Here is a 26,992-nt window from a genome sequence, read left to right as displayed (position 1 = left end):
AGAAAAATGACAAATTTCTTAAATTGGATTGAAAACAAATTTATGCCTCCTTTGGCTAAACTTGCTGAACAAAAACATTTAAAAGCAGTTCGTGACGGGGTAATTTCTACATTATCTTTAATTATCATTGGTTGTTTCTTTTTAGTTATTGGTAATCCCCCAATTCAATCTTGGGCAGATGCTATTGCTCCATACGTTAATCAAATCACGATACCCTTTCGAATTACGACTGGCTTAATGTCATTATATGCCGCGTATGGAATGGGCTATAGTTTAGCAAAATCTTATAAGTTAGATGGCGTTTCAGGTGGTGTTTTATCTTTAGCTACTTTCTTGATGCTGACGATTCCCTTAAATGTAGATGCTTCTTTGCCAGAGGGTGAAGGAATCGGTTGGGTACTTCCAATGGGAAATCTTGGTGGATCTGGAATGTTCTCTGCTATTTTAGCTATGATTTTTGCAGTAGAAGTATTACGTTTCTTTAAAGAGAAAAAAATGATGATAACAATGCCGGAACAAGTGCCAGAATCGGTTGCTCGTAGCTTTGAAGCTTTGATACCAGGTGCTTTTGTAATTATTGTTGTATGGGTTATTCGTGTATTGCTTGGTTTTGACATCAATAGTATGTTGATGAGTATTTTCTCTCCACTAAATAATATTCTAGGAAATAATTTGATAGGTGTTTTATTGCCAGTTGTTTTAATTACTTTATTATGGGCAGCTGGTGTTCACGGTGTAAGTGTGATTGGTTCAATCGTTAGACCAATGTGGCTTGTTATGCTGGAGGCAAACGGGCAAGCCTTGATCGATGGCGCTCAGCCAAATGAATTGCCTTATATTGCACCGGAACAATTTTACCAATGGTTAGTCTGGATTGGTGGATCTGGAGCAACCCTTTCGTTATGTGCGTTGCTTCTTTTTGCAAAATCAGCATATCTAAAACAAGTCGGACGTTTTTCAATTGTTCCTGCTTTGTTTAATATCAATGAACCTTTGATTTTTGGTACGCCAATCGTAATGAACCCAATTTTAGCTATTCCCTTTGTGCTGGCACCTACAGTAACGACTACTATCAGTTACTTTGCAGTGAAATTTGGCATTGTAAACGGCTTTTCTGTTAATGCACCGTGGACACTGCCTGCACCGGTGGGAGCGTTCTTATCAGCAAGTAATGACTGGAAAGCTGCTGCTTTGGTTATTATCAACATCATTTTAGCGGGAATTATTTATTATCCATTTGTCAAAGTTTATGACAAAAAAATGCTGGAAGAAGAAAATGCACAAGAGCAAGGAACAGAAGAAGGAGAAACAGTTACGGTTTAACGTAAAAGCGAAAGGCTGTTTAGTATAAACTATTCAGCCTTTTATCTAGCTTTGATTGTAGTTTTAGTAAGGAAAAGAGGTAAGGAATCTTGAAATTTATCATAATTGTATTGTTTATTCTATTTGTGCTATCAGGTGTAGGAATGGTTCATTTCTTACAAAAAAAAGGAATTTTTATTAATCGATGGATATTTGGGTTGTTGGCTTTTTTGATTGTACTGATACCTGCTTTATTATTTAATGATTTACCTCAACTGATTAAAACGATAACTTATATTCTTTCTGGATTATTTGCAGTCATGTTTTTTGAAACAGGCCGTTTAATGTTAGAAAGAAATGAAGTGAAAGGAATCGTTCGTGCAGAACAATTCAGTAAAGCAAAGAAAGGCTGAAAAAATGCAGTATATTATTGGTATAGATAGCGGAGGAACAAGTACAGAAGCAGCAGCATATGACAAAGATGGTAAAGCCCTCGCAACTGCTAAAACTGGTTTTGGAAACCCGTTAATTAATAAAGAAAAAGCAATTGAACATTTGGAAAAAGCAATTGAAGACATTTTCAAAAAATTAGGAAGAAAAAATTGCAGTCATATTATATTTGGATTGGCAGGTCTAGATTCTGGAAATTTTAAAGAGGAACTTGAAGGCCATTTCCAAAAGTATGACTCTTCTATAACTTTTTTGAATGATGCTTGGCTTGCCTACTTTGCTTTACTTCAAAACAAAGAAGGTATTTTGGTTATCTCAGGAACAGGTTCTATTGCAATGGGGATAAAAGATGGAAGAAAGTATCGTGCTGGTGGCTGGGGAAATTTACTCGGTGATGAAGGAAGTGCTTATGCGATTGCACTTCAAATGATTAAAAATTCTTTGATTGCTTATGACAAAGGAAAGTCCTCTATTTCTTTTCTGAATAGAGAACTTTTGAATGAATTACATGCTAAAACAATTTTTGAGGTCGTTCAGTTTGTATATCAGCACAAAAAAGATGAAGTTGCAGCACTAGCAAAAGTAGTAGTCAAGGCCGCTGATCAGCAAGATGCTGAAGCTATTGCTATTCTAAGATCTGCTGGGCAGGACTTAGCCTTGCTTGTGAAAGAACTGATAGAAAAAATGGCTTTTCAAAATCAATTAAGCATTGCAGTTACCGGTAGCGTCTTAGAAAAAAATCAAATTGTATTTGAACAATTTTTTTCTAATATTAAGGAGTTGCCCTTAGAAATAGAAGTAATTAAAAAAGAAGTTTCAAATTCAATTGGAGCTTATTACTATTTGCAATCTTTAGCAGAAGGAGAATAAAACGTTGGACTATAGGATCATGACTAAAAAGGAAACTGATCTGATTATAGATATTAGAGACTATTGCTTTCGACACGCTTATGAAGGAGAAACATTAGAAGATTTTCGAAATTGGATTGAAATTAGCACAACTATCGGAGCGTTCAATAAAGAAAGACTCGTAGGTCAATTGATGATCTTACCTCTACAGATAAATTTACATGGTCAAATTTATGATATGGGAGGGATTGGTTTTGTCGCAACTTATCCTGAGTATCGTAATAGCGGAGTCATGAAACAACTGATTATTCATTCTTTAAAGGAAATGAAAAACAGAGGACAAACAATTTCTATTTTAGGTCCATTCTCAGTAGCATTTTATCGTTATTTTGGATGGGAAGTGTTTTTTGATCGATTAAACTATAACTTGCCAATCGAAAAGATCCATGTAGACAAAAAAAATTTAAATGGCATTATCCGTTTTGATTATTCTTATATGGATAATAACATATTAATGGTAAAAGAAGTTTATGAGAAATACGCACTAAAAACAAATGGAATGATGCAGCGTGATGAAAAATGGTGGAAACGCTTAAAGATGAGGCAGCCTAAAGCTATGTTTGCAGTTGTGCTGAATGAAGAAGGAGAAGCAGAAGGATATATTCGTTATCTTATACAAGACATGGATTTTATATTATTAGATTTTATAGCTTTGAATATTGATGCCGAGCAAAAACTATGGCAGTACATTTATGTTCATCAATCTAATGTTTCGACTGTTAGGGGATCAGCTGCAGCACATGAATCTTTTGGAAGTACCTGGGAAAACCCTCAATTTGAAAAAAAAGTTATTCAAGACAAGATGGTTCGAATCGTAGACGTTGAAAAATTTTTATCGGCCTATCCTTTTAATGCCCTAGAAAAAACGCTTTATCTGAAAGTAACAGATCATTTTGCGCCGTGGAACCAAGGTGTTTACAAAATAGAGAATCAAAAAACAACAAAAATAGCTGAAAAAGAACAAGATGCTTGTTTGCAGATGGACATTACGAGTTTGTCTTCTTTCTTAGTTGGTTATCATGATATTAATTGGTATCATTATCAAAATAAAGCGGTGGCTACAAAAGAAGTTCTAGCAGGCTGGGCAAAAGCTGTTCCAGCAGAAAAACCACAATTCTACGGTCACTTTTGATCAATAAAAGAAATGGAGAATAAACCATGAGAAGATTAGGAATATCGGTTTATCCAAACCACAGTAAGCTTGAAGAAATAAAAGAATATATTGAACTCGCAGCAAAATATAACTTTAAACGGGTTTTTACATGTTTACTAAGCGTAGAAGGCGATAAAGAACAAATAGTAAAAGAGTTTACAGAAGTTATATCATTTGCAAAAAATAAAGAAATGGAAGTTATCGCGGACGTTAACCCAAAGATATTTAACGAATTAGAAATTAGTTACAATGACTTGACCTTCTTTAAAAATATCGGAGCAGATGGAATTCGATTAGATATGGGATTTACAGGGAATGAAGAATCTATTATGACTTTTAATCCGCAAGATCTGAAAATAGAATTGAATATTAGTAGCGGAACCAAATATTTAGAAAACATCTTAAGTTATCAAGCAAATGCTGATTACTTAATGGGCTGTCATAACTTTTATCCACATCGTTATACCGGTTTAAATTATGAACATTTTATTACGACAAGCAAGCAGTATAAAGAGCGAGGAATCACAACAGCTGCTTTCATTAATTCTCCTTCCGCTCACATAGGGCCTTGGCCTGTTGATGAAGGGTTATGTACATTAGAGCAACATCGTGAGCTACCCATCGAAGTTCAAGCTAAACATTTATGGGCAACTGAGGTTATTGATGATGTTATTATCGCAAATGCATTTGCCGCAGAAGGTGAATTAAAAGCTTTGAGTGAAATTGATCCTTATCAATTAACGTTGAACTGTGAATTGAGAGGAGATATTCCAAGTATAGAAAAGAAAATTGTTTTAGAAGAATTCCATTTTAATCGTGGAGATGTTTCTGATTATGTAATTCGTTCCACACAAAGCCGAGTGAAATATAAAGGACATGAATTTAAGCCGTTTAATACACCTGATATCAAACGAGGCGACATCATTGTAGAAACTTCGCTTTATGCTCATTATGCAGGAGAGCTGCAAATTGCTTTACAGCCTATGAAAAATTCTGGGAAAACTAATATTGTTGGACGAGTAGCAGAAGAAGAACTTTTTCTACTGAACCAAATCAAGCCTTGGCAGAAATTTAAATTTAATCTAAAGAAGAAATAAAAGGAGTTTTTGGAAAATGGAAGATTTAGAGACAATTATATTTGATATTATTATTCACAGCGGTAACGCACGAGCTTTAGCATATGATGCCCTAGAAAAAGCACGCAGCGGTGAATATAAAGAAATAGATAGATTAATGAATGAGTGTAAAGAAGAGATGACTCTTGCCCATAATACACAGACAAAGTTAGTTCAAGATGAAGTTAGAGGAGAAGATGTTAAAATCAGCCTTTTATTGATTCATGCTCAAGATCAATTAATGACTTCTATGACAGAACAAACACTGATTCAGCAGATGATTGAAATGCAGAAAGAAATAAATACACTAAGAGAATGAGGTGGAAATATGGTGTTTGCAGTAGGATTGATGTCTGGAACATCCTTAGATGGAATTGATGCAGCTCTGGTAGAAATCGAAGGCACCGGGACAAAAACTAAAGTAAAATTAGTGGAGTTTATCACTTATCCATTTACTAAAAAAACAATCGATAAGATAAAAGATGTTTTTTCTATTAAAACTTCTTCAGTTGAAAAAATATGCAGTTTAAATTTTGAACTAGGTTATTTATTTGGTAATGCAGTAAAAGAGGTTTGTAAGAAAGCTGATTTTTCCATAAAAGATTTAAATTTTGTTGCTTCTCATGGACAAACAATTTATCATTTACCATCTCCTGAAAAAAGCCAATTTGCTTCGACTCTTCAAATTGGAGAGTCAGCTATTATTTGTGAAATGACTAAAACTACTGTGATATCTGATTTTCGCACAAGAGACATGGCTCTAAATGGACAAGGCGCACCTATTGTTCCGTACTCTGAATTTGTTTTATACCAAGATACTAATCGGATACGGTTGCTTCAAAATATTGGCGGGATAGGAAACATTACTATTATTCCGCCAAATGCAAAATTAGAAAATGTAGTGGCATTTGATACAGGTCCTGGAAATATGATTATTAATGCTTTATGCGAAAAATTTTATGAGCAAAAATATGACAAAGACGGACAACATGCTGCGAATGGAAAAGTGAATGAAAACCTCTTAAAGGAAATGATGGATCATCCATTTATTAGAAAAAAATATCCTAAGACAACAGGAAGAGAAGAATTTGGAAGTGAATACACAGAAACCTTGCTAGAAAAATGGCAAGATAAAATTGAACCAAAGGACTTTGTTGCTACTGCAACGATGTTTACTGCAAAATCTATTGTTGAAAATGCAAAACCATTTATCGATGATCAAACTGATTTCATTATTGGTGGCGGTGGAAGTTATAATAAAACATTGGTGAGAATGATTCAAAAGCAGATCCCAAATGTGCTAGTTAAGATACAAGAAGAAGTAGGGTTCTCATCAGAAGCAAAAGAAGCTATCGCAATGGTAATATTAGGGAATCAGACTTTACATCATTTACCAAGTAATGTTCCTAATGCAACCGGAGCTGACAAACCTGCTATACTTGGAAAAATAACTTATTACGATTGAATTGATTATTAGATTGAACTGCTGTATTCTTTTTGGTGATGTGAGGTGAAACATACATGCTTGGAAATAATATTTTAGGCAGAATAAGAAGTGTAATGGACGAACTGCCAAAATCTGAAAAAAAAATTGGAGAGTTTATTTTACATCATCCAGAAAAGACTATAAAAATGACAACTGCTCAGTTAGGAGAGGCTGCACAATCAAATTCTCCTGCTGTAATTCGCCTTTGCAGTCGTATTGGCGTTAATGGATTTACAAAATTAAAAGTCGATCTTTCTGCTGAAATTGTTTCAGAAGAGAAGATAGAATATGCAGATATTCAATCGGAAGAAACAATGGAAGATATAAAGGGTAAACTATTAGGAAATGCATTTAAATCAATGGAAGAAACATTGTCTTTAATTAATGAACAGATTCTTGAGAATGTCACAGAAGTCTTATCTAAAGCTTCAATTATATATATATATGGAATTGGAGCTTCTCATTTAGTGGCTGAAAATATTGCTCAGAAATGGAGCAGGATAGGAAAAACATGTATATGTCCTACTGATGCTCATGGATTAATAACTATGATGGCTTCTACACCAAAAGCTTCTGTTTTTTTTAGTGTTTCAAATTCAGGAGAAACAAAAGAAATAATTGAATTAGTTAGTGTTGCCAAAAAACATCACATTAAAACAGTTGGATTAACGAAATTTGGAAATAATACACTAACAAATCAAGTTGATTTTGTTTTACAAACCATGAAACCTCACGAATCTCGAAATAGAAGTGCGGCAACTAGTTCTTTACATGCTCAATTTATTGCAACTGATTTATTATTTTATTATTTTGTTATGAAAGATTACCACCAATCAATGAAGAAAATTAAGCATACTCGTGAAGAAATCAATCGATATAAAAGTAATTTTTAGAAAATTAACCTTAAAAAGTTGTAGCTGCGTAAAAAGTAGCTACAGCTTTTTTTCAAGTTTTTTTTAAAGTTGATCAATCTAGTACATTGAGTGAAACATCAAAAACCTTCTTATGCATAAAATTGGGCACGATAATGAGAAGGGGATTGTCCTTTGTAACGAGTGAATTGTCTTGAAAAATGTGTTGCGTGATTAAAGCCAACTAAATAGGCGATTTCTTCAATGGAGTTGCTTGTTTTTCGCAGCAGTTCGGCAGATTTGTTTAAGCGGTATTGGACCAAATAAACTTTAGGACTGATATGTTTTTGCCGTTTAAATAGCCGAAACAAATAGGTGCGTTCAATTTGGACGGCAGCGGCTAGGCGTTCGATATTGAAAGTTGGGTCATGGTAGTGTTGTTGGATCAAGGATAAGGCTTGCTCGACATACTTTTCCGCTTCACTTAAATTGTGCGTCATTTCTTCGTGATATTGTAAAGACAGCAAGCTGATCACTTTGTAAGCTTCTCCTAAAGCTGCATAAGCGTTATGCTCTTGCGAAAAATCGAAAATGAGCTTGAAATGCTGGTCCATTTGAAAAGAATCAGAAAATTGATAAGTATAATTTGAAACGAGATCGTGGTGTTCAGGAAGCAGCAAGCCGCATTCTTGAAAAATCTTTTCGCAAGCTTCGCCTTTGAAACCGATCCATCGGTAGCTCCAAGGATCTTCTGGCGCAGGATAATAATTGTTTTTCGTGTTGGGCGGAATAAGGAAGCCTTGATTTTTTTCTAAAACGATATGTTCGTCATTGATAAAAAAGTGTCCTCTTCCTTTTAAGATAAAGTGGATCAAGTAATAATCGATCGGCTCATATTGGTAAGGTTCTCTTGGTTTTACGTCTTCATAGCCGCATTCATAGACATAAAACTCTTTGTTTAATTCTTTTTCTGTTAAAAACGTTCCGACAGCGTTAAACATATTTTTCCTCCTGAAAGCAACAAAATGTCAAACTTCAGCAACATTCAATAATTCACTATGAGCAAACTTTATCCTAAAATGAAAGCGTAGTCAATATTCAGCGCTGAATATTTTTAACCTTCGATCATGGATCAACGCACAACAAAAACGATAAGGAGGCTTTTTTATGTCAGAAACACGTGGAAAAATGAAGCCGATTTCATTCTTGCTCATGACCTTTACTGCGGTATTTTCATTCGGTACGATCATTAATGCAAGTGCAAGTATTGGTATGGCAGCCGTTCCAACATTTTTATTTGCAACTATTTTTTATTTCTTTCCGTTTACGTTGATGATTGGAGAATTCGCTGCAGCACATGGGGATTCGGAATCAGGTGTATACAGTTGGATCCGAACAGCGCTCGGGGAAAAAATGGCCTTTTTAGGTTCTTGGTCTTACTTTTTTGTTAACTTATTCTTCTTCACGTCATTATTGCCACAAACGTTGATTTATGCTTCGTACACTTTTTTAGGCCGTAATATCTTTGGCGGTGCAAATGGCACGGTGATCATTTCACTGCTATCGATCGCGCTTTTCTGGTTGGCAACGTATGTGTCGATCAAAGGGGTAGGTTGGATTTCTAAAGTAACCGACTTATCTGGGATCGCTCGTTTGCTGATGGGCATCGGCTTTATCATTCTGGCTCTTGCTGTGGTGTTCCTGCTAGGTGAAAAGCCGGCACAACATTTCACGACGGAAACCGTGGTGACTGCTAATATGAACTGGAACTATTTGACGACATTGGCTTGGGTTTTACAAGCGGTTGGTGGTGCCGAAGCGGTTGGGGTTTATGTAAAAGATATCAAAGGCGGCAACAAATCCTTCTTGAAGACGATCGTAGGCGCAGCTTTAGCAATCGGTATTATCTATGCGCTTGGTGCAGTAGCAGTCGGGATGATTTTGCCAGCTGAAACATTACAAGATAACTATTCGAATGCGTTGTTTGATGCATTTGGAATTCTCGGTGCACATTTTGGTATTTCATCTGGAATCGTGATTCGCATCGTCGGCTTTATCATGATGCTCAGCTCAGTCGGTTCGTTGGTGCTTTGGACAGCTGCACCCGTTAAGATTTTATTTTCTGAGATCCCAGAAGGTATTTTTGGCAAATGGGTCTCCAAAACGAATGAAGAAGGAAATCCAACAAATGCGCTCTTGCTGCAAGGCGCCATCGTGACGATTTTGATGATCATTCCTGCTTTAGGGGTAGGATCGATCGACACCTTCTTAAAAACATTGATCAATATGACAGCTGCAACTTCTTTGATTCCAGTATTGTTTTTATTGCTGGCTTACATCATGATGCGGGTCAAATTGGATGAGTTGCCGCGTTCCTTTAAGATGGGAAGCCGAAAAGTAGGAATCGCAGTTGGCGTGATGCTGCTGGTTTTCTTCCTGTTCGCATTCATCGTATCGATCTTGCCATCTCCGGCTGCATTGATGGCCTACTTCCAAACAGGTTATGTAGCGGAAGGCGCAGCGAATCCTTTGTTTACCTTACTATATAATGCGCTTGGCGTGATCATCTTTGTCGGCTTTGCGTATGTGTGTTATGCAAATTACGAAAAAAAACTAGGCGGTGACTATAGTGAGACAGTTAAAAAGATGGGAAAATAACAAGTTAGATGGCATCAACAGAATGGAACCGAGAGCTGACTTTTATACTTCTGGAAACGGGCTCGAAACTGAAAGTGAGCAGCATGCTGGAAGTTATTTTGAAAGTTTAAACGGCAAATGGCGCTTTTTGTTTTTAGAAGCTCCTGAATACAGCCCGGAAGATTTTTACAAAACCAGCTGCAAGACAGAACAATGGGATGAAATCGAAGTTCCTGGAAACTGGCAGCGCCAAGGGTATGGGAAAATGCATTACTCTGACTTGTGCTACAATTTTCCCATTATCCCGCCATTGGTCCCAACCGAAAATCCAACAGGTATTTATAGAAGAACGTTTGATTTAGACCAAATCATAGCAGGGCAGCAATACATCTTGCGTTTCCAAGGTGTAGACTCGGCGTTTGAGGTTTATGTCAATGATCAATTCATTGGTTACAGTAAAGGTGCTCGGATCCAAAGTGAATTCGACTTAACGGACAACTTAGTAGAAGGAACCAATACGCTGACAGTAAGAGTGTTCCAATGGTCAGACGGTACTTATTTGGAAGACCAAGACATGTGGTGGTTAAGTGGAATTTTCCGTGATGTAGAACTGTTTTCACGTCCCAAAGAAGGGTTGTATGATTACACAGTTCAAACGTATTTTGACTCCTCGTTCAAAGATGCTGAACTCGTAGTCGATCCAGTTTTCAGCAGCAATGCTGGACAACAGATCACGTATACCTTATCAGACAAATCCGGGGAAACGATTTTTGAAGAAACAGAAGCTGGTACCAAGAGTTTTGTGAAAAAGGTTGCGGCACCGCGTCAATGGTCGGCGGAAGATCCTTACTTGTATGATTTGACGATGACTGTCAAAAAGGATGAAGCGGTTATTGAAGTCGTGACTCAAAAAGTCGGCTTTCGTCAAGTTGAAGTCCAAGGCAATCAATTTTTAGTCAATGGCGTAGCGATCAAATTAAAAGGGGTTAACCGGCATGATTATAGCCCGAAACACGGCCGAACGACGACTAAAGAAAGCATTGAAGAAGACATTGTTTTGATGAAACAGCATAACATCAATGCTGTGAGAACATCTCATTATCCAAATGCCCCTTATTTTTATGATTTATGTGATCAATATGGGATGTATGTTATTGATGAAGCAGATCTTGAATGCCATGGATTCGAACTATCTGAAGATTATGCTTGGATCTCTGATAATCCTGAATGGGAAGAAGCTTATGTCAACCGCATCAAACGGACGATCCACCGAGATAAGAATCACCCATCGATCATCATGTGGTCGCTTGGAAACGAATCTGCTTTTGGACACAACTTTAGAAAAATGACAGAATATGCTAAGAAAACGGATCCGACTAGACTGGTGCATTACGAAGGGGACTTTGAAGTCGAAGTCAGCGACGTTTATTCAACCATGTATACTTGGCTGGAAAGAGACGATGACAAGCTGACGATGGACAAAGTCATCACCAAAACGAAAAAGCCGCATATTTTATGCGAGTACGGACATGCCATGGGAAATGGGCCTGGCAACTTGAAAGAGTACCAAGATTTGTTTTACAAACATGATCACTTACAGGGCGGCTTTATTTGGGAATGGTTCGATCATGGTATCGAAACTGTCTCAGAAGAAGGAGAAGTTTATTATCGGTATGGCGGTGACTTCGGCGATGATCCAAACAACGGCAATTTCTGTATTGATGGACTATTGATGCCAGACCGTACGCCTTCTACTAGTCTGGTCGAGTATAAAAAAGTCATCGAGCCGGTTCAAATGAAGGCAGTCAATCTGACTGCTGGCTTATATGAATTGACCAATCGATTGGATTTTGCGTCATTGGATCAATACAGTTTAACTTGTGCCTTTTATGAAGACGACCGTTTGATCGAAGAAAGAGAGGTCGACGTCCCTGAGACACCAGCTCGCACAACCAGTGTCTTGCACATTGATTACCCAGAAGTGACGCTTCTGCCTGGCGCTCTTTACACGGTTCATTTTGTTTACCGTTTGAAAGAAGCCGCTACTTGGGCAGATAAAGGATTTGAAGTCACGCGCTCTGTTTTCGTTTGGGATGAAGTGAAATCTCTCCCAGCCGCCACGGAGCATCTTGATAATCATTTGGATGTCAAAGAAGAAACAGCATTCGTGACCGTCAAAGGCGAACACTTCTCGGTGCGTTTTGACAAAGTGAGAGGAAAAATGCTGGAAGCCGTTTATGGTGACAAAAAGGTTATCGAAAAGGGACCAGAAATGAATTTCTGGAGAGCGCCGATCGACAATGATATGTATCTTGTTGAAGACTACAAAACGAAATACTTTATGCATTTGCCGCACGAATCCGTTCGGGACGTTGTCTGCCGGAAAAAAGAGGACCGTTTTGAAATGGATGTGCACACTTATTATGGGACGACGAATAGTGCCTGGTTCTATGACTTGGTGTACACTTACATCGTTCATAGCAATGGCACGATCGACTTTTCAATCGATGGAACAGCAGCGGGACGAAAATTGCTTGCTCCGCCAATGTTGCCGCGTCTAGGTGTTTCACTTCGCATCGCTAAAGATTTTGATACGGTGTCTTGGCGAGGTCTTGGTCCATTGGAAAACTATGCCGATTCACGCCAAGCTGCTTATCCAGGTGTCTTTAGCCATTCAGTTGATGAGCTGTTCGTGAACTATGTTATGCCACAGGAAAATGGAAACCATATGGATTGCGACTGGATCGGTCTTGCTGAAGGCGAGCAAACGCTGCTGATCAAAGGAGAAAAAACGTTTGATTATAGTGTATCTCGCTACGAAGACAGCGATTTGGAAAAAGCTCAGCATACCATTGATTTGAAAAAACGAGATTATTTGGTATTGAATATTGATGCGCGCCAAAATGGTTTAGGCAGCAACTCTTGTGGGCAAGACCAGTTAGACAAATACCGTTGCAAATTTGATGACTTCTCTTTAGCTTTCTCTTTGGCATTGGAAGAAATAGCTAAAGATCAAGTAGCAGAAACAGCACGCGACAAATAAGTTTATATAATAAGAACATTCAGCTCCTAGAGTCTTGCACTCAGGGAGCTGAATGTTTTCCTATTTATATTTTACGAACTCAGCATGAGCTTTACTATTGAGTTGGTCAATAAGCAGTCTTTTTTACAAACTCAAATGCCATCCTACTTCTGAGTTGGTCATTAAGTCTTGTTATTGACAAACTCAAACACAATATGGCTCTCGAGTTGGTCATTAACGCTCTTTTATAACAAACTCAAATGCCATCCTGCTTCTGAGTTGGTCATTAAGTCTTGTTATTGACAAACTCAAACATAATATGGCTCTTGAGTTAGTCATTAATGCTCTTTTATGACCAACTCAAATTCTATCTTACTCTTGAGTTAGTCAATGAGCAGCGTTTTTTTACAAAGTCGACATAGAATTTAGTCAATAAGCAGCGTTTTTTTTACAAGCTCGGCACAAACTTTATTCTTGAGTTAGCCATTAGGGGTTCTTTGTTCCAAAGGGGCAGATGATGACGGTTTGTGCTTGGGTTGAGTCAACTGGGGCTGAGGTTTGAATGCGGGAGTTGATAGCACAAGAATGTGTGCGGTGCTGTTTTTGTCAGACCGGATGACAGGTGTTTTTGCGAAAAGGGAAATGATGAAAAAAGATTGTATTCTGGCAGAGGTATCGTTAAAATGAAAGAGAAGTTTTAAGATTAAGAGGAGGAATTGTGATGCCATTTATTCATGTTGAGTTGGTTGAGGGGCGGACTGCTGAGCAAAAAGCGGGTCTGGTGAAGGATATTACGGAAGCGGTTGTGAAGAATGCGGATGTACCAAAGGAACGTGTTCATGTCATTATTAATGAGATGAAGAAGACGGATTATGGTATGGGCGGAAAATTGTTAGGGTAAGATACATAAAAGCTATGGGATAAAACTCATGGCTTTTTGTTTTAGCAGCAGAAAAAGGAGAGGTTGAACTGAGTAAAACAGTTAAAAGAGTCGGGTTGTCGATTGGATTGGTTTTGATCGTTCTGGTAGCGGCGGTCTTGTTGTGGATCCGCGCAGGTACGTATGAACCGAAAAGCTTGGCGATGGAAGCACAGGTGTCGGATCCGCAGGTAAAAGTGGAACGAATCGATGAGGGATTGTTATTCCAACCGACCGAGCCTGTTAAGGAAGAAGCTGTTGTTTTTTATCAAGGAGCTTTGGTAGAAGAAGCAAGTTATAGTTATTGGGCGCGTCAGTTGGCGGCAGCGGGCTATCCTGTCTATCTTTTGCACCATCCACTCAATTTGGCGGTTCTTTCGACAGTCGATGTGGCAGAAATGGTTCAAGAAGAAGGCATCGCTGAGTATGTGGTCGGCGGTCATTCTTTGGGTGGAGTGATGGCAAGCCGTTATGCAAATGAGCACTTGAAAGATGCAGGATTGAAAGGTGTGTTCTATTTGGCCAGCTATCCGGATGAAAAAGGCAGTCTGTTATCGTTTGAGGGCAAAGTATTGTCTGTCAACGGCAGTAATGATGGTGTAGTGAGTCAGGAAAGCAGTCAAAACGCTAAACAGTGGCTGCCTGCGCAAACGGTGTTTAAGGAGATCGATGGCGGCAATCATGCGGGTTTTGGTGATTATGGCTTTCAAAAGGGAGATCAGGCTGCGACGATCACAAATAAAGAGCAGCAAGACCAATTGGTGAAATTATTATTGGATTGGCTGAGCACTAACTAAAGAGAAGATGCTTTTCATTTTTTTAAAGGGGCTGGAGAAGATGAGTGTCATAAAAGTTCAACAGGTGACAAAAATGTTTGGGGACTTTAAAGCATTGGATGACATTTCTTTGTCAGTGGAAGCTGGCGAGATTTTTGGGTTCATTGGGCCAAATGGAGCAGGGAAATCAACGACTATTCGCACGATGCTAGGTCTATTAAAGCCGACATTCGGACAGATCCAACTATTTGAAAAAGATGCATGGAAAGATGCGGTCACCATTCACCAGCGCCTGGCTTATGTTCCTGGTGATGTCAACTTATGGCCAAACTTGACTGGCGGCGAGACGATCGATTTGCTTTTAAGCATGCAAGATATCAAACCTTCAGCTAAAAAAGAAGCGTTGATCAAACGTTTTGATTTGGATCCGACTAAGAAAGCTCGTTCTTATTCAAAAGGGAATCGGCAAAAGGTAGCATTGATCGCTGCATTTGCTTCAGATGCTGACTTATTTATTTTAGATGAACCGACAGCTGGTTTGGATCCATTGATGGAGCGTGTTTTTCAAGAGATTCTTTTGGAATTGAAGAAGGAAGGAAAGACGATTTTGCTCTCAAGTCATTTATTAGCTGAGGTCGAAAAAGTATGTGATCGCGTCGCAATTATTCGACAAGGAAAAATCATTGAAAAGGGTTCTTTAGAAGAAATGCGACATTTGACACGCATGAAATTGATTGTCGAAACGCGCGAGCCTTTAACAGATTTGCCAGAATGGGAAGGGGTTCATGACAGCAAACGGTCGGAGAATACTTGGACTTTCTATCTCGATGCCATACACTTGGATACCGTTATGCGCAAGCTCAGTTCACGCGGCATTTTGAAATTGGAAAGTACGCCGCCTTCTTTAGAAGACCTATTTCTTCGACATTATGATCCTGTTCAAGCCTCTGATGAGGAGGTGTAAAGGATGAAGCGATCATTTAAAGGAACGAAGCTGGCGATGACTGTATTGGTTCGGCAACATCGTGTGCAAGCCGTTGTTTGGCTAGTAAGCTTGGTCGGTGCATCTGCTGCGGCAGCGGCTGCATTTGAAGGGTTGTCGCAAACAGGGATAGAGCTGTTGGGCATCGCTGCGGTGATGCAGAACCCTGCTATGGTAGCGATGTTGGGCCCAGCTTATCCAGTGGAGCGGTATACTTTAGCGGCTCAGTTTGCCAATGAGATGTTGCTGTTTACGGCTATCGCAGCGGCTGTGATGAATATCCTGCTCGTTAGTTCTTTTACACGCCATGATGAAGAAGAAGGACGCTTAGAATTGATCCGCTCTCTTCCTGTTGGGCGTTTTGCTTATTTAGCTGCTGGAAGTTTAATCGTCACGTTAATCGATGTGTTGCTTGCCGTGATGACTGGGTTGAGTTTAGGATTTCTAGGATTAGATGGAATGGACTGGAACAGCAGCTTGTTGTATGGCGCGCTGATTGCAAGTACCGGCTGGTTATTTGGTGCATTGACGGCGGTCCTTTCGCAAATATTTGAAACGACGCGCGGAGTGACGATCGGTTCATTTGCCGTGATGTTGTTCTTTTATTTGATCAGATCCATTGGAGACGTATTGAATGAGACTCTGTCATATTTTTCTCCTTTAGGCTGGACTGTTCGCGCCAACGTATTCGATCAAAATCATTGGCAGCCTGTTTTTATTTTGGTGGGAATAGCGCTGTTATTATTCTGTTTGGCCTTCTTTTGGAATAGAAACCGTGACTTATGCGCCGGCTTGCTTTCAGATCGAAAAGGGAAACGGCAGGCATCTTCTTTCTTGCTATCGCCCCTCGGCTTAACGCTGCGCTTAGAAAAAGGTAGTTTGCTGGCATGGGGTACGGGGACCATTTTGATGGCCGCTTCGTTTGGTGCTGTCATGAACGAACTGGAAACTTACTTGACGGAAACTACCTTCATCCAAGCCTTTTTAGGCGGCGAGGGAGAGCAAATGACGAGCCAATTTATTGAGCTGCTCTTTGCGATCTTATCTGTTTTTACAGCAGTTCCGGCAGTGATGGTTTTGCTGAAGTTGAAGAAGGAAGAGAAGCGCGGCTATTTGGACAATGTTTACAGTCGGACAGTTTCTCGGAGTCGACAATTATCGATCCGCTTATTTGTGGCGTGGATGGCTAGTAATCTCATTCAATTGTTGATGGTGCTGAGTTATTGGGGAACGGCGCAGTCCTTGATGGAGCAACCGATCAGTTTTTCCAAAACGGTTTCGGCGGGATTAGCTTATTTGCCGGCCATTTGGGTGCTGATTGGGTTAACAGCGTTACTGGTCGGTGCAATGCCGAAAGGAACAGTTTTGGTATGGGCGTATATCGGTTTTGTCTTTGCTGATGTTTATTTGGGCGAATTGTTGAAATTCCCTGAGTGGGTCCGCTCTTTTTCCGCCTTTTATTTTGTACCGGCTGCTTATTCAGATACCTTATCGTGGTTGCCGCTCATTGTCTTGACTGTGGCAGCCTTTCTACTCGCTGGGCTAGGGGATGTCGGTTACCGCAAACGTGATATTCTTCCTGATTAGCAAAAGAGATGTTTAAACGATCAAGGTTTTTTCAAAAGGAACAAAAATGACGCTCACTTTCTATCATTAGAAAGGGGCGTCATTTTGCTGTTTGTTTTTCATCGCGTTTGCTTCAGGCATACTCAGTGTTCCAAATGAGTTTGAGTGTGAGATAAAAGCTTGTTTATCGCATACTCAAAGGTTGAAATGGATTTGAGTGTGAGATAAAGGCTCGCTTATCGCATACTCAGTGGCCTAAATAAGTTTGAGTGTGTGATAAAAGCTTATTTATCGCATACTCAGTGTTCCAAATGAGTTTGAGTGCGTGATAAAAGCTTGTTTATTGCATACTCTGTATTCTAAATGAGTTTGAGTGTGAGATAAAAGCTTGTTTATCGCATACTCAAAGGTTGAAATGGATTTGAGTGTGAGATAAAAGCTTGTTTATTGCATACTCAGTGTTTTAAATGGATTTGAGTGTGAGATAAGCCCTTGATTATCGAATAAACAAGGATAAGTTTAGGGAAGCAGAAGATAAATCACAGGACAAAAATTTGCTGTTTGAGCAAAAATCAGCAAACAGACGCTCCCGCTATTGATAATCAAAAATAGCAGAGGCGCCTGTTTTATTTCACAATGATTCATATCAGTTTTTTTCGATTGTTGAATGGATTCTTTTTCTTTTTTTGTAAAAGTAGATTGGGAGTCCGATCGCAGTCAAAAAGATGCCGAGGGCTGTATTGATTGGCTGTGTCAGCAGCGTGTTCAATACAATGAAGAGTCCGCCAGCAATCGCGATGATGGGCACGATTGGATACAATGGCACTTTGTAAGGACGGATCAAGTCTGGTTCTCGTTTGCGTAAAATAAAGACCGCGATGAACACGAGCGTATAAAAAATCCAGATCACAAAAATTAGCAAGTCTGTCAATTGGTTGTATTGTCCCGTAAAGATCATCACCAACGCAATGATGAATAAAGTCAGGGCACTGTTGACCGGCACTTGGTGTTTGTTCAGCTTTTGAAACCAGCGGCTGAAAGGGAGTTCATTGTTCAATGCCATGGCAAATGGAACACGAATTCCCGTCATGGCATACCCATTGATGGTGCCGAAGACAGAAACAAGGATGCCGATAGTGACGATTTTTCCGCCAGCATTGCCAAATAACAATTGAGCGACTTCTGCGGCCGGAGTAGGCGTTGCGCCCAGAGAAGCAGCCGGCATAACACTGAGATAAGCCAAGTTGATCAAGACGTAAACACCCATTACGGCTGATAGGCCAAATACGATCGCTTTTGGCAAATCTTTTTTAGGGTTCTTCATTTCGCCAGCGATCGCCCCGACATTGATCCAACCGTCATAGGCAAAAAGGGTCGCAACTAAACCAGAACCTAACTTGGAAATCGCAGATCCTGATGTCATGCTGCTGGGTAAAAGTTGAACCTGCACGTCACCTTTGTTGAATAAGCCAAAGACAATGATCAACAGGAGCGGGACCATTTTGGCAACAGTAGCAACGGACTGCAAACGACCGGCTTTTTTAGTGCCTAGCAAATTGATAAAGATGATCAAAAAGGCTGCGGCGATCGCGATCGGAATCGTAGCTGTTTCCTGTAACCCCATCAAATTGACCGCTTGGGTAGCAAAGATGATCGATAAAGCGGCAATGTTTGCCGGAAAATAAATAATGGTCTGAGCCCAGCCTAATAGGTAGCCGACAAGCGGCCCATAAGCGCGTTGCAAATAAACGACCATGCCGCCTGTTTTTGGGATAGCAGCTGAAAGTTCCGCTGTCGTCAGTCCGCCGCAGATCGTGATTAAGCCACCAATGATCCATGCCAATAAGCCTAGACCAGCTGTTCCAGTAGCAGAGTAGACAGCTTCAGGTTTAAAAAACACACCTGATCCAATAACGGTTCCCATCACCACAGTCAATGCAGTGAAAAAGGAAATTTCTCTTTTTAATCCAGTAGATGTTTCATGATTTTCCAATAGTATTCCTCACATTCGTCGTCGTTTTCTCCCTTTTTTATGGCAGTATCAAATGAGAAAAACGAACGGCTTCGATTTCTGAACGGCCAAAACATATTGGCAGCAATACTGTTTATTTTACACGTTTCAGGAGCACTAGGAAAGGATGAAATGAATAGAAAAACAGAAAATATAATCATGAGCAAAAGACCAGGTTTAATTCACTATACAAATTCACTTGTATTTTTTGTATAATACGAATGAATCTATTCGTCAATAGCGATGAGTTGAGAATTCGAAAAGAAGCAGAACTCTATTTATGGTGAATGATAGGGCAGTAAGAATAGAAGTGCTAAACTGATCGCCATAAGACGTTAGAAGGAGGGGAAAGAGTGTACCAAGCTTTGCTGGTGGATGATGAATACATGATCTTAGAAGGGTTAAAGAAAATCATTGATTGGGAAAAATTTGACATCACGATCGCTGGAACTGCTCAAAATGGCAAAGAAGCACTGGACTTTGTGGAGGCAAACCCTGTCGATATCGTGATCACAGATGTGACCATGCCGTTACTATCTGGGATCGATTTTGTATACGAAGCCATCAAACGGGGCTATCATTTTAAGTTTATCGTTCTTTCCGGTTATCAAAAATTTGAATATGCTCAAAAAAGTCTGCAACTTGGCGCAGCAAACTACTTGCTAAAACCGATCGATAAAAAAGAATTGGAACATGCTTTAGCTAAAATCACCAATGAAATCAAAGCAGAAAAGCGGTATGAACAAACCAACCAATTTGTCATTAGCCAGCTTTTGTATCAATGGCTGCAAGGAGAAGATATGCTATCTGAACTGCAGGATAAACTGGGGCAGCAACGTCAACTGAGCGGCCAGGCGTTTACAGTGTTGTCTGTTCAACTGAGTCGGTCAGCTGGACCTGAGGAATGGAAAAAGTGGGCAAAAGAACAAGCTTTTTATTATGCTTTCACCACTGGAACAGATGAAGCGTATGTGATCATCATGAGTACAGAGCAAGCTGCGATCGAAGCTGTCATTCACTATTTGACGGAAGAAACGGGTGATGAAACAATCTTTTTTGTCGGACAACCTGTTTTTAGCATAAAAACGGTGCCAGAAAGCTTTGCTTCTTTAAAAGAAATGAAAGAACGTGCTGCTTTCTATCAACACACTGAAAGGGTCAATTGGTATACAGACCGCGATCCATTCCAAGAAGAAATGGATAAGCAAATGGGTGAGGTCAATCAACACATTTTATCGCGAGACGTTTCGCAGATCTCCTTAAAGCTAAAGCAATTTGCTCAAATGCTGGAAACAAATGAAGTTGCGCCTGATTTAGCGCGCTGGCAAGTCTATATGATCTTGATCAATGGCTATCTTGTTTTTGATTCGCTGAACAGTCCTGATTTTAAAGAGACAGCCAAAGACATTTTTTCCGTTCAAACCTTCAGCGAATTGAGACGATTGCTCGAGGAAAATATTTTGCCGATCCAAGCTCATTCTAAACAAGTGAAGTACAGCGAACTCACACGTCAAGCTATCGAAGTGATCCAGCAAGACTACCAGCAAGATTTGAAATTGAAAAAAGTGGCTTTAGGTATGCATGTGAATGCGATGTATTTAGGACAAGTCTTTAAAAAAGAAACAGGAAAAAGTTTTTCTCATTATTTGAATGAATACCGGATCGACTTAGCCAAAGAGCTGCTGATCCGTTCAAATCAGCCGATCAGCGACATCGCTTATCAAGTCGGCTATCAGAATCAAGGCTACTTTTATAAAATATTCAAACAATACTTGGAACATTCGCCGCGTGAATACCGAGAACGTTTTAGAAAAGAAGTGGCGACAAATGTCGTCTATCATAAGGAAGAAAGCATGAAAGACGATTGATGTTAACTTAAAAAATACCAGACAAAGAGGTTGAAGAATCCTACTTTGTCCGGTATTTTTTTGTATTTCTACTATATACGCTGCATTCCTTTCTTGATCAGCGTGCAGCAACTGAGGAGCGCTCGACTAAGGCAACTGGGATCTCTATTCTTTTTTGCGATGGATCTTCGTGTGTTTCTTTAAAAGGGATCAGCTGCTCTAACAAACACAAAGCAGCTTGAACACCCAATTCATAAAAGTTTTGCCGGATCGTAGTCAAATGTGGTTCGATCAATTGTGCGAGAGGAATATCATCGAAACCAATAAAAGACAAATCATGCGGCAAGTCCCAACCTAATGTATTGGCTGCCGAGAGAAATTCGATGGCCAGCACATCATTTTCAAAGACGAGGCAGCTGAGATCATGTTTTTCCCATTCCCGTAAACAATCTTGCATAAAAGGTGTGTCGATCGTTGGTCGATCAAAGGACGGCAAGTAAGGCACCTTTGGCAAGGATAGATTTTTTTCAGTGACTGCTTTGAGATAGCCCAAGTAACGCTGGCGCACGACAGCATCTGAATAGATCGGCGTTTGAGCAACAAAATAAATTTTTTCATGTCCTTTTTCGATCGCGTGTCGGGTTGCTTGGTATCCGCCTAAAAAGTCTTGTGAGATCACTGCAGAAAAAGGAAGACCATCCATTTCTTGATTGAGTAGAATGACTGGAAAACCTTTATAAAATAACTGAACCAAGCGACTAAGAAAAGCAGTCGGGATAGGCGCCTGCAAAATCAAACCGGCTAATTCATTTCGTTCAGCTGCCGACAGCAATGTTTCAAATGAAAAACCTGTTTGATTGGCATAATAAGCTTTAATACTATAGGAAGAATCGGTTAAACCTTTTTGAATGCCTGCCAAATACTCTTTCAAACCATGGTTGGTCGAAAAATTCAAAACCAAACCGATCTGAAGACTTTGTTTTTCGCGCGAGCGGTAGGTTACAAAGCTGCCTTTACCAGGATAGCGCCGCAACCAATGCTCGTTCGCCAATTCATCTACTGCGCGTTTGCTGGTGATACGACTGACTTGATAATAGTCAGCTAATTCTTTTTCAGTCGGGATACGGCTGTTGTATGGATAAACACCTTGAAAAATCTGATTTTTTAAATCTAAATAAATTTTTTGATAAGCAGGAACTTTTTTCAATGGTCGTACTCCTTCAAATGATATATTTCATTAACTGAATTATATCATTACCTTGAAGGAAAATAAATTTTTTTAGAGGTTTCTCTACAAATTAAAGACGATCGAAATAAAGTATAGCCATTAAAAACAAACTGCATTATAGTCTAGATAGAAATACAAAAAGAAATGGAGCAATCACATGTCGACTACCAATAAACCAATTATTCAAAAAGATTTTAAAGAGATCCCAGAAGCTGTTAAAGCTTTTATGAAAGACATTACGGCTAAATGTGAAGAACATCCGCACTGGGCTGAAAATTTCAATGCTTGCTTTGCAAATACCTTACAAACGACCGTTAAAAAACAACCAGATGGTACAACCTTCTTGTTAACAGGTGATATTCCCGCTATGTGGCTGCGCGATTCTACAGCTCAAATCCGTCCTTATTTATCGATCGCTAAAAATGATCAAGAAATCTCAGATATGATCGCAGGATTAGTTGAAAGACAATTACGGTCTATTGTGTTGGACCCTTATGCAAACGCTTTTAATGAAGGAGCAAACAATGCTGGACACCAAGATGACCATACTGAAATGAATCCTTGGATCTGGGAGCGCAAATATGAAATCGATTCACTTTGCTATCCGATTCAATTGAGTTACTTGCTGTATAAAGAAACTGGTCGTACAGATCAATTCAATGAAACCTTTAAAGAAGCGGTGCAAAAAATTCTAGAAGTTTGGAAAACAGAACAACAGCATGAAAATTCTCCTTATCGTTTCACACGTGATACAACCCGTGAAGAAGATACATTGACGAATGATGGACTAGGTTCACCTGTTGCTGAAACGGGCATGACTTGGTCAGGTTTCCGTCCAAGTGATGACCGCTGTATCTATCATTATTTAGTCCCTTCTAACATGTTTGCCGTCGTTGTCTTAAACTACATGGAAGACATTTACGAAAATATTTTGAAGGAAACACAATTGCTAGAAACGATTCGCGGATTGAAAGAAGAGATCCAACAAGGTATCGAAACTCATGCACGCGTACAAAATAAAGCCGGCGAAACGGTTTATGCTTATGAAGTGGATGGAAAAGGCAACTATTCGATCATGGACGATGCCAATGTGCCGAGCTTATTGTCTGCACCTTACTTGGGCTATTGCTCACCAGAAGATGAAACTTACTTGGCAACACGCAAAACGTTATTAAGCAAAGAAAATCCTTATTTTTATGAAGGATCTCATGCAAAAGGAATCGGCAGTTCGCATACACCTGAAAATTATATTTGGCCAATCGCATTGGCTATCGAAGGATTGACGACTTCAGATAAAGCTGAAAAAGCACGCATTCTTGACCTGATGGTAGCTTGCGATGCTGGAACCAACTTGATGCATGAAGGGTTTGACGTAAATGACCCAACACAATATACAAGAGAATGGTTCTCTTGGCCAAACATGTTATTCTGCGAATTGGTCATGGATTACTTTGATATTCGCATTGCAAGATAAGTAAAGATAGTGTTGGGCATGCAAAAAATGAAGTGTCTGCCCAGCGATTATCGTTCTTTATTTAAAAAAAGCAAAAATAAAAATAAAACACAAAGAAGGATTAAAAATCATGAAAAAAGTTTATATTCTCTCTCATAGTCACTGGGACCGCGAATGGTATTTGCCTTACGAGCAACACCATATGCGTCTAGTGGAATTGATTGATGATGTATTAGCATTATTTGAAACCGACCCAGAATTTAAAAGCTTCCATCTTGATGGACAAACGATTATTTTAGAAGATTACTTGCAAGTTCGTCCTGAAAAAGAAGCATTGCTGCGCAAACATATTGAAAATGGCAAATTGAAGATCGGACCTTTCTATATCTTGCAAGATGCTTTCTTAACGAGCAGCGAATCAAACGTGCGCAATATGCTGATTGGGATCGAAGACAGTCGCAAATGGGGCGCGCCTGTAGAAGTCGGCTATTTCCCTGATACCTTTGGCAATATGGGACAAACCCCTCAGTTGATGAGACAAGTTGGTTTCAAAACAGCTGCTTTTGGCCGCGGCGTTAAAACGACTGGCTTTAATAACGCAGTAGTGGATGATGAAAAATATGCTTCTCAATTTTCAGAAATGTGGTGGAAAGGTCCAGATGGTTCTGAGATCTTAGGGTTATTATTTGCCAACTGGTACAGTAATGGGAATGAAGTACCGGATACACCGGAAGAAGCCAAAGCTTTTTGGGATCAAAAATTAGCAGACGCTGAACAATATGCTTCAACCGATCACTTGCTGATGATGAATGGCTGCGACCACCAACCGGTTCAGAAAAACTTATCTAAAGCGATCCGCTTGGCAAATGAACTTTATCCAGATGTGACGTTTATTCATGCCAGCTTTGACGAATACTTGGCTGCCTTAGAAAAAGATTTGCCGAAAAACTTAAATACGGTTACCGGTGAATTGACGTCGCAAGAAACGGATGGCTGGTACACGTTGGCCAACACAGCTTCTTCTAGAATGTATTTGAAACAATGGAATGCTCGCGTTTCTAGACAGTTAGAAAACATTGCGGAACCTTTAGCTACCATGGCTTATGAAGAAACAGGCGAATATCCGCATGACCAATTGACGTATGCTTGGAAAACATTGATGCAAAACCACCCGCACGACAGCATTTGCGGCTGTAGTGTTGATGAAGTCCATCGCGAAAATGTTACTCGTTTTGAAAAAGCGAATGAAGTCGGCAAATATCTTGCTGACGAAGCAGCTGCACAATTGATCAAAAATATCGATACCGCTTCATTAAGCGAAGAAGGATCAAATGGTTATCCATTCGTTGTATTCAATACAAGCGGTTCTGAAAAAACAGGATCGGTAACGACTTGGGTAGAAGTAGAACGTTTGCCTTTCTCAGAAGGCATGCCGCAAGAACTTTATGCACGTCTTAAAGAAAGAAAAGGACTAGACTTTGAAGTCAAAAATGCGCAAGGAGAAGTCGTTCCATCTCATATCATTGCAGATAAAGTAGACTTCCATTATGACTTGCCTAAAGACAAATTCCGTCAACCATTCGTAGCGCGCTACGTTCAAGTTGAACTGTTGATGACGGATGTGCCTGGCTTATCTTGGCAAACATTCTTGCTGGCGCCAGCTGCTGAGAAAAAGGCCGCGTCTACCGAAGCAAACATCGCTTCATCCAATGGCCGTGTGTTGGAAAACCGCTGGCTGAAAGCTGAAATCAAAGACAACGGTACCTTAACCGTTGAAAATAAAGATACTGGAAAAGTCTATGAAAACTTGCTGCAATTTGAAGATGTAGGGGATATTGGAAATGAATACATTTTCAAACAACCTGAAAACGAACGTCCAATCTATTCAATGGACAGCGACATCGAAGTGCAAACGGTCAAGAATACTGAGTTGGCTGCTGCAATTGAAATCACTGCCAATATGGAGATTCCTGTCTCTGCAGATGAACGCTTAGAAGAAGAACAAAGAAGCATGATCGAGTTCCGTTATCGGGAAGCTCAACGATCAAAAGAAACCACAACGATGGTCGTCAAAACGACTGTAACATTGGAAAAAGACAGCCGCCAATTGAAATTTGCAACGAAGATCGTCAATAACAGCAAAGATCATCGTCTACGCGTCTTGTTCCCAACGAGCTTGCAAACGGACACCCACTTTGCAGACAGTATTTTTGAAGTCGTTGAACGTCCAAACAAAGTCAATAAAGACTGGCAAAACCCAACGAATCCTCAGCATACACATGCATTTGTCAACTTGCATGATGCTGAAAACGGCATGACTGTCGCTACTGTGGGATTAAACGAATATGAAGTGCTGGCTCAAAACGATCAACAAACGATTGCCGTTACATTGCTGCGTTCAGTTGGCGAGCTAGGCGACTGGGGCTACTTCCCAACACCAGAAGCGCAATGCTTGGATACGTACACGATGACGTATGCATTGTCCTTCCACGGTCAAAAAGGCATCGAACGGACTTACCAAGAAGCGATGAATGTTCAAGTGCCATTCAGTGTTTATCAAACTTCTGTTCACAGCGGTTCGCTTAAACCTGATACACAATTCATCGCGCAAACAGATGAGCGTTTAGCTTTGACTGCATTCAAACGCAACAAAGAAAATAACCAAATTGTCACACGTCTCTATAACTTGGCAAATGAAGAAGTTTCGCTTGACTTGAAAGTGATGGGTCATGAAGCTCAAAATTGCAACTTACTGGAAGAACCAGAAAAGACAGCCAACCCTTCAGTTGTTGAACCATTTGAGATCGTCACACAATCTTGGCAAAAAAATTAAATGAAATTTTTTGAAATATGAGCTAAAGACCTAAGTGCTTAAATGCATAAAGGTCTTAGCTTTTTTATTTAGGGAAACACTTTTTATGCAAATGACTATTGTTTGATGATCAAATACGATGTTAGATCTTACAAATGAAGGACAGCTTCTCGCTTGCAATGCTCCTCAGACTAGCCCATCTTTAAACGAAAGCCATCATTTTAACAAATACGCTCCTGTATTGTATTAAAGTTGGCACAAGATAAACCTTAATGACAAACTCAGGAACATAATGTGATTTGAGTTGGTGATAAAAGAGACTTAATGACAAACTCAAGAGCACGATAGAGTTTGAGTTGGTGATAAAAGAGCGTTAATGACCAACTCAGGAGCAGAATAGAATTTGAGTTTGTCATAAAAGAGACTTAATGACCAACTCAAGAGCAGAATAGAACTTGAGTTTGTTATAAAAG

General features: G+C 39.7%; 20 protein-coding genes. 17 read left to right on the top strand and 3 right to left on the bottom strand.

Annotated elements, in window-relative coordinates:
• The first annotated feature begins 6 nt into the window (after positions 1-6).
• From BM057_RS01340 to BM057_RS01305, 8 genes are all read left to right on the top strand, one after another.
• Positions 7-1,323: a PTS sugar transporter subunit IIC gene (locus BM057_RS01340; RefSeq protein WP_092090921.1), complete on the top strand. Its 1,317-nt coding sequence runs from the start codon at positions 7-9 to the stop codon at positions 1,321-1,323.
• Positions 1,324-1,412: 89 nt separating this feature from the next.
• Entirely contained in the window at positions 1,413-1,715 is a 303-nt protein-coding gene (locus tag BM057_RS01335; protein ID WP_245741766.1) for a hypothetical protein, read from the top strand.
• 4 nt (positions 1,716-1,719) lie between these two features.
• Entirely contained in the window at positions 1,720-2,622 is a 903-nt protein-coding gene (locus BM057_RS01330; protein ID WP_143074463.1) for a BadF/BadG/BcrA/BcrD ATPase family protein, read from the top strand.
• Between the two features lie 4 nt (positions 2,623-2,626).
• Positions 2,627-3,793, top strand: a complete 1,167-nt coding sequence (locus tag BM057_RS01325; protein ID WP_092090915.1) for a GNAT family N-acetyltransferase — start codon at positions 2,627-2,629, stop codon at positions 3,791-3,793.
• Positions 3,794-3,819: 26 nt separating this feature from the next.
• The gene (locus BM057_RS01320; protein ID WP_092090913.1) at positions 3,820-4,911 is read left to right on the top strand and encodes a DUF871 domain-containing protein; all 1,092 of its coding nucleotides are present in this window, start codon (positions 3,820-3,822) and stop codon (positions 4,909-4,911) included.
• 16 nt (positions 4,912-4,927) lie between these two features.
• The gene (locus tag BM057_RS01315) at positions 4,928-5,248 is read left to right on the top strand and encodes a PTS sugar transporter subunit IIA (RefSeq protein WP_092090911.1); all 321 of its coding nucleotides are present in this window, start codon (positions 4,928-4,930) and stop codon (positions 5,246-5,248) included.
• A 9-nt stretch (positions 5,249-5,257) separates the two neighbouring features.
• Positions 5,258-6,394, top strand: a complete 1,137-nt coding sequence (anmK, locus tag BM057_RS01310) for an anhydro-N-acetylmuramic acid kinase AnmK (protein ID WP_092090909.1) — start codon at positions 5,258-5,260, stop codon at positions 6,392-6,394.
• A gap of 56 nt (positions 6,395-6,450) precedes the next feature.
• Positions 6,451-7,308 (top strand): MurR/RpiR family transcriptional regulator, encoded by an 858-nt coding sequence (locus BM057_RS01305; protein WP_092090907.1) that lies wholly within the window; start codon positions 6,451-6,453, stop codon positions 7,306-7,308.
• A gap of 110 nt (positions 7,309-7,418) precedes the next feature.
• On the opposite strand, the gene BM057_RS01300 is transcribed toward BM057_RS01305, so the two are convergent.
• Positions 7,419-8,267 (bottom strand): AraC family transcriptional regulator, encoded by an 849-nt coding sequence (locus BM057_RS01300; protein WP_092090905.1) that lies wholly within the window; start codon positions 8,265-8,267, stop codon positions 7,419-7,421.
• 166 nt (positions 8,268-8,433) lie between these two features.
• Between BM057_RS01300 and BM057_RS01295 the strand changes: the two genes are divergently transcribed.
• The 6 genes from BM057_RS01295 to BM057_RS01270 all read left to right on the top strand — a co-directional run bounded on the left by BM057_RS01295 (position 8,434) and on the right by BM057_RS01270 (position 17,189).
• Positions 8,434-9,924 (top strand): amino acid permease, encoded by a 1,491-nt coding sequence (locus BM057_RS01295; protein ID WP_092090903.1) that lies wholly within the window; start codon positions 8,434-8,436, stop codon positions 9,922-9,924.
• Positions 9,925-9,946: 22 nt separating this feature from the next.
• The gene (gene ebgA / locus BM057_RS01290; protein WP_425439006.1) at positions 9,947-12,946 is read left to right on the top strand and encodes a beta-galactosidase subunit alpha; all 3,000 of its coding nucleotides are present in this window, start codon (positions 9,947-9,949) and stop codon (positions 12,944-12,946) included.
• 700 nt (positions 12,947-13,646) lie between these two features.
• Positions 13,647-13,826 carry a 2-hydroxymuconate tautomerase gene (locus tag BM057_RS01285; protein WP_092090899.1) on the top strand — a complete coding sequence of 60 codons (180 nt, stop codon included), beginning with the start codon at positions 13,647-13,649 and terminating at the stop codon, positions 13,824-13,826.
• A gap of 95 nt (positions 13,827-13,921) precedes the next feature.
• Positions 13,922-14,641: an alpha/beta hydrolase gene (locus BM057_RS01280; RefSeq protein WP_245741765.1), complete on the top strand. Its 720-nt coding sequence runs from the start codon at positions 13,922-13,924 to the stop codon at positions 14,639-14,641.
• Between the two features lie 40 nt (positions 14,642-14,681).
• A complete protein-coding gene (locus BM057_RS01275; RefSeq protein ID WP_092090895.1) occupies positions 14,682-15,584 on the top strand; it encodes an ABC transporter ATP-binding protein in 903 nt (300 codons plus the stop codon).
• A 3-nt stretch (positions 15,585-15,587) separates the two neighbouring features.
• Positions 15,588-17,189 carry an ABC transporter permease gene (locus tag BM057_RS01270; protein ID WP_092090893.1) on the top strand — a complete coding sequence of 534 codons (1,602 nt, stop codon included), beginning with the start codon at positions 15,588-15,590 and terminating at the stop codon, positions 17,187-17,189.
• Between the two features lie 625 nt (positions 17,190-17,814).
• On the opposite strand, the gene BM057_RS01265 is transcribed toward BM057_RS01270, so the two are convergent.
• On the bottom strand, positions 17,815-19,161 hold the full coding sequence (locus BM057_RS01265) for an APC family permease (RefSeq protein WP_281246045.1): 1,347 nt from the start codon (positions 19,159-19,161) through the stop codon (positions 17,815-17,817).
• A 371-nt stretch (positions 19,162-19,532) separates the two neighbouring features.
• Between BM057_RS01265 and BM057_RS01260 the strand changes: the two genes are divergently transcribed.
• A complete protein-coding gene (locus BM057_RS01260) occupies positions 19,533-21,047 on the top strand; it encodes a response regulator transcription factor (RefSeq protein ID WP_092090891.1) in 1,515 nt (504 codons plus the stop codon).
• Positions 21,048-21,144: 97 nt separating this feature from the next.
• Here the strand turns inward: BM057_RS01260 and BM057_RS01255 are convergent, their stop codons facing one another.
• A complete protein-coding gene (locus BM057_RS01255) occupies positions 21,145-22,233 on the bottom strand; it encodes a GntR family transcriptional regulator (RefSeq protein WP_092090889.1) in 1,089 nt (362 codons plus the stop codon).
• Positions 22,234-22,411: 178 nt separating this feature from the next.
• Between BM057_RS01255 and BM057_RS01250 the strand changes: the two genes are divergently transcribed.
• Positions 22,412-23,728 carry a glycoside hydrolase family 125 protein gene (locus BM057_RS01250; RefSeq protein WP_092090887.1) on the top strand — a complete coding sequence of 439 codons (1,317 nt, stop codon included), beginning with the start codon at positions 22,412-22,414 and terminating at the stop codon, positions 23,726-23,728.
• 106 nt (positions 23,729-23,834) lie between these two features.
• A complete protein-coding gene (locus tag BM057_RS01245) occupies positions 23,835-26,540 on the top strand; it encodes an alpha-mannosidase (protein ID WP_177186145.1) in 2,706 nt (901 codons plus the stop codon).
• Positions 26,541-26,992: the final 452 nt, after the last annotated feature.

The sequence above is a fragment of the Pisciglobus halotolerans genome (assembly GCF_900113675.1).
Taxonomy (GTDB): Bacteria; Bacillota; Bacilli; order Lactobacillales; family Carnobacteriaceae; genus Pisciglobus; species Pisciglobus halotolerans.
The sequence above is the reverse complement of the archived record's forward strand: the minus strand, read 5'-3'. Positions and strand labels throughout refer to the sequence as shown.

What these genes read in the sequence shown, in the direction of transcription:
- BM057_RS01340 (WP_092090921.1), top strand. Translation starts at nt 7, where the DNA reads ATGACAAATTTCTTAAATTGGATTGAAAACAAATTTATGCCTCCTTTG.
- BM057_RS01330 (WP_143074463.1), top strand. Translation starts at nt 1,720, where the DNA reads ATGCAGTATATTATTGGTATAGATAGCGGAGGAACAAGTACAGAAGCA.
- BM057_RS01320 (WP_092090913.1), top strand. Translation starts at nt 3,820, where the DNA reads ATGAGAAGATTAGGAATATCGGTTTATCCAAACCACAGTAAGCTTGAA.
- BM057_RS01315 (WP_092090911.1), top strand. Translation starts at nt 4,928, where the DNA reads ATGGAAGATTTAGAGACAATTATATTTGATATTATTATTCACAGCGGT.
- anmK (WP_092090909.1), top strand. Translation starts at nt 5,258, where the DNA reads ATGGTGTTTGCAGTAGGATTGATGTCTGGAACATCCTTAGATGGAATT.
- BM057_RS01305 (WP_092090907.1), top strand. Translation starts at nt 6,451, where the DNA reads ATGCTTGGAAATAATATTTTAGGCAGAATAAGAAGTGTAATGGACGAA.
- BM057_RS01300 (WP_092090905.1), bottom strand. Translation starts at nt 8,267, where the DNA reads ATGTTTAACGCTGTCGGAACGTTTTTAACAGAAAAAGAATTAAACAAA.
- BM057_RS01295 (WP_092090903.1), top strand. Translation starts at nt 8,434, where the DNA reads ATGTCAGAAACACGTGGAAAAATGAAGCCGATTTCATTCTTGCTCATG.
- ebgA (WP_425439006.1), top strand. Translation starts at nt 9,947, where the DNA reads ATGGAACCGAGAGCTGACTTTTATACTTCTGGAAACGGGCTCGAAACT.
- BM057_RS01285 (WP_092090899.1), top strand. Translation starts at nt 13,647, where the DNA reads ATGCCATTTATTCATGTTGAGTTGGTTGAGGGGCGGACTGCTGAGCAA.
- BM057_RS01275 (WP_092090895.1), top strand. Translation starts at nt 14,682, where the DNA reads ATGAGTGTCATAAAAGTTCAACAGGTGACAAAAATGTTTGGGGACTTT.
- BM057_RS01270 (WP_092090893.1), top strand. Translation starts at nt 15,588, where the DNA reads ATGAAGCGATCATTTAAAGGAACGAAGCTGGCGATGACTGTATTGGTT.
- BM057_RS01250 (WP_092090887.1), top strand. Translation starts at nt 22,412, where the DNA reads ATGTCGACTACCAATAAACCAATTATTCAAAAAGATTTTAAAGAGATC.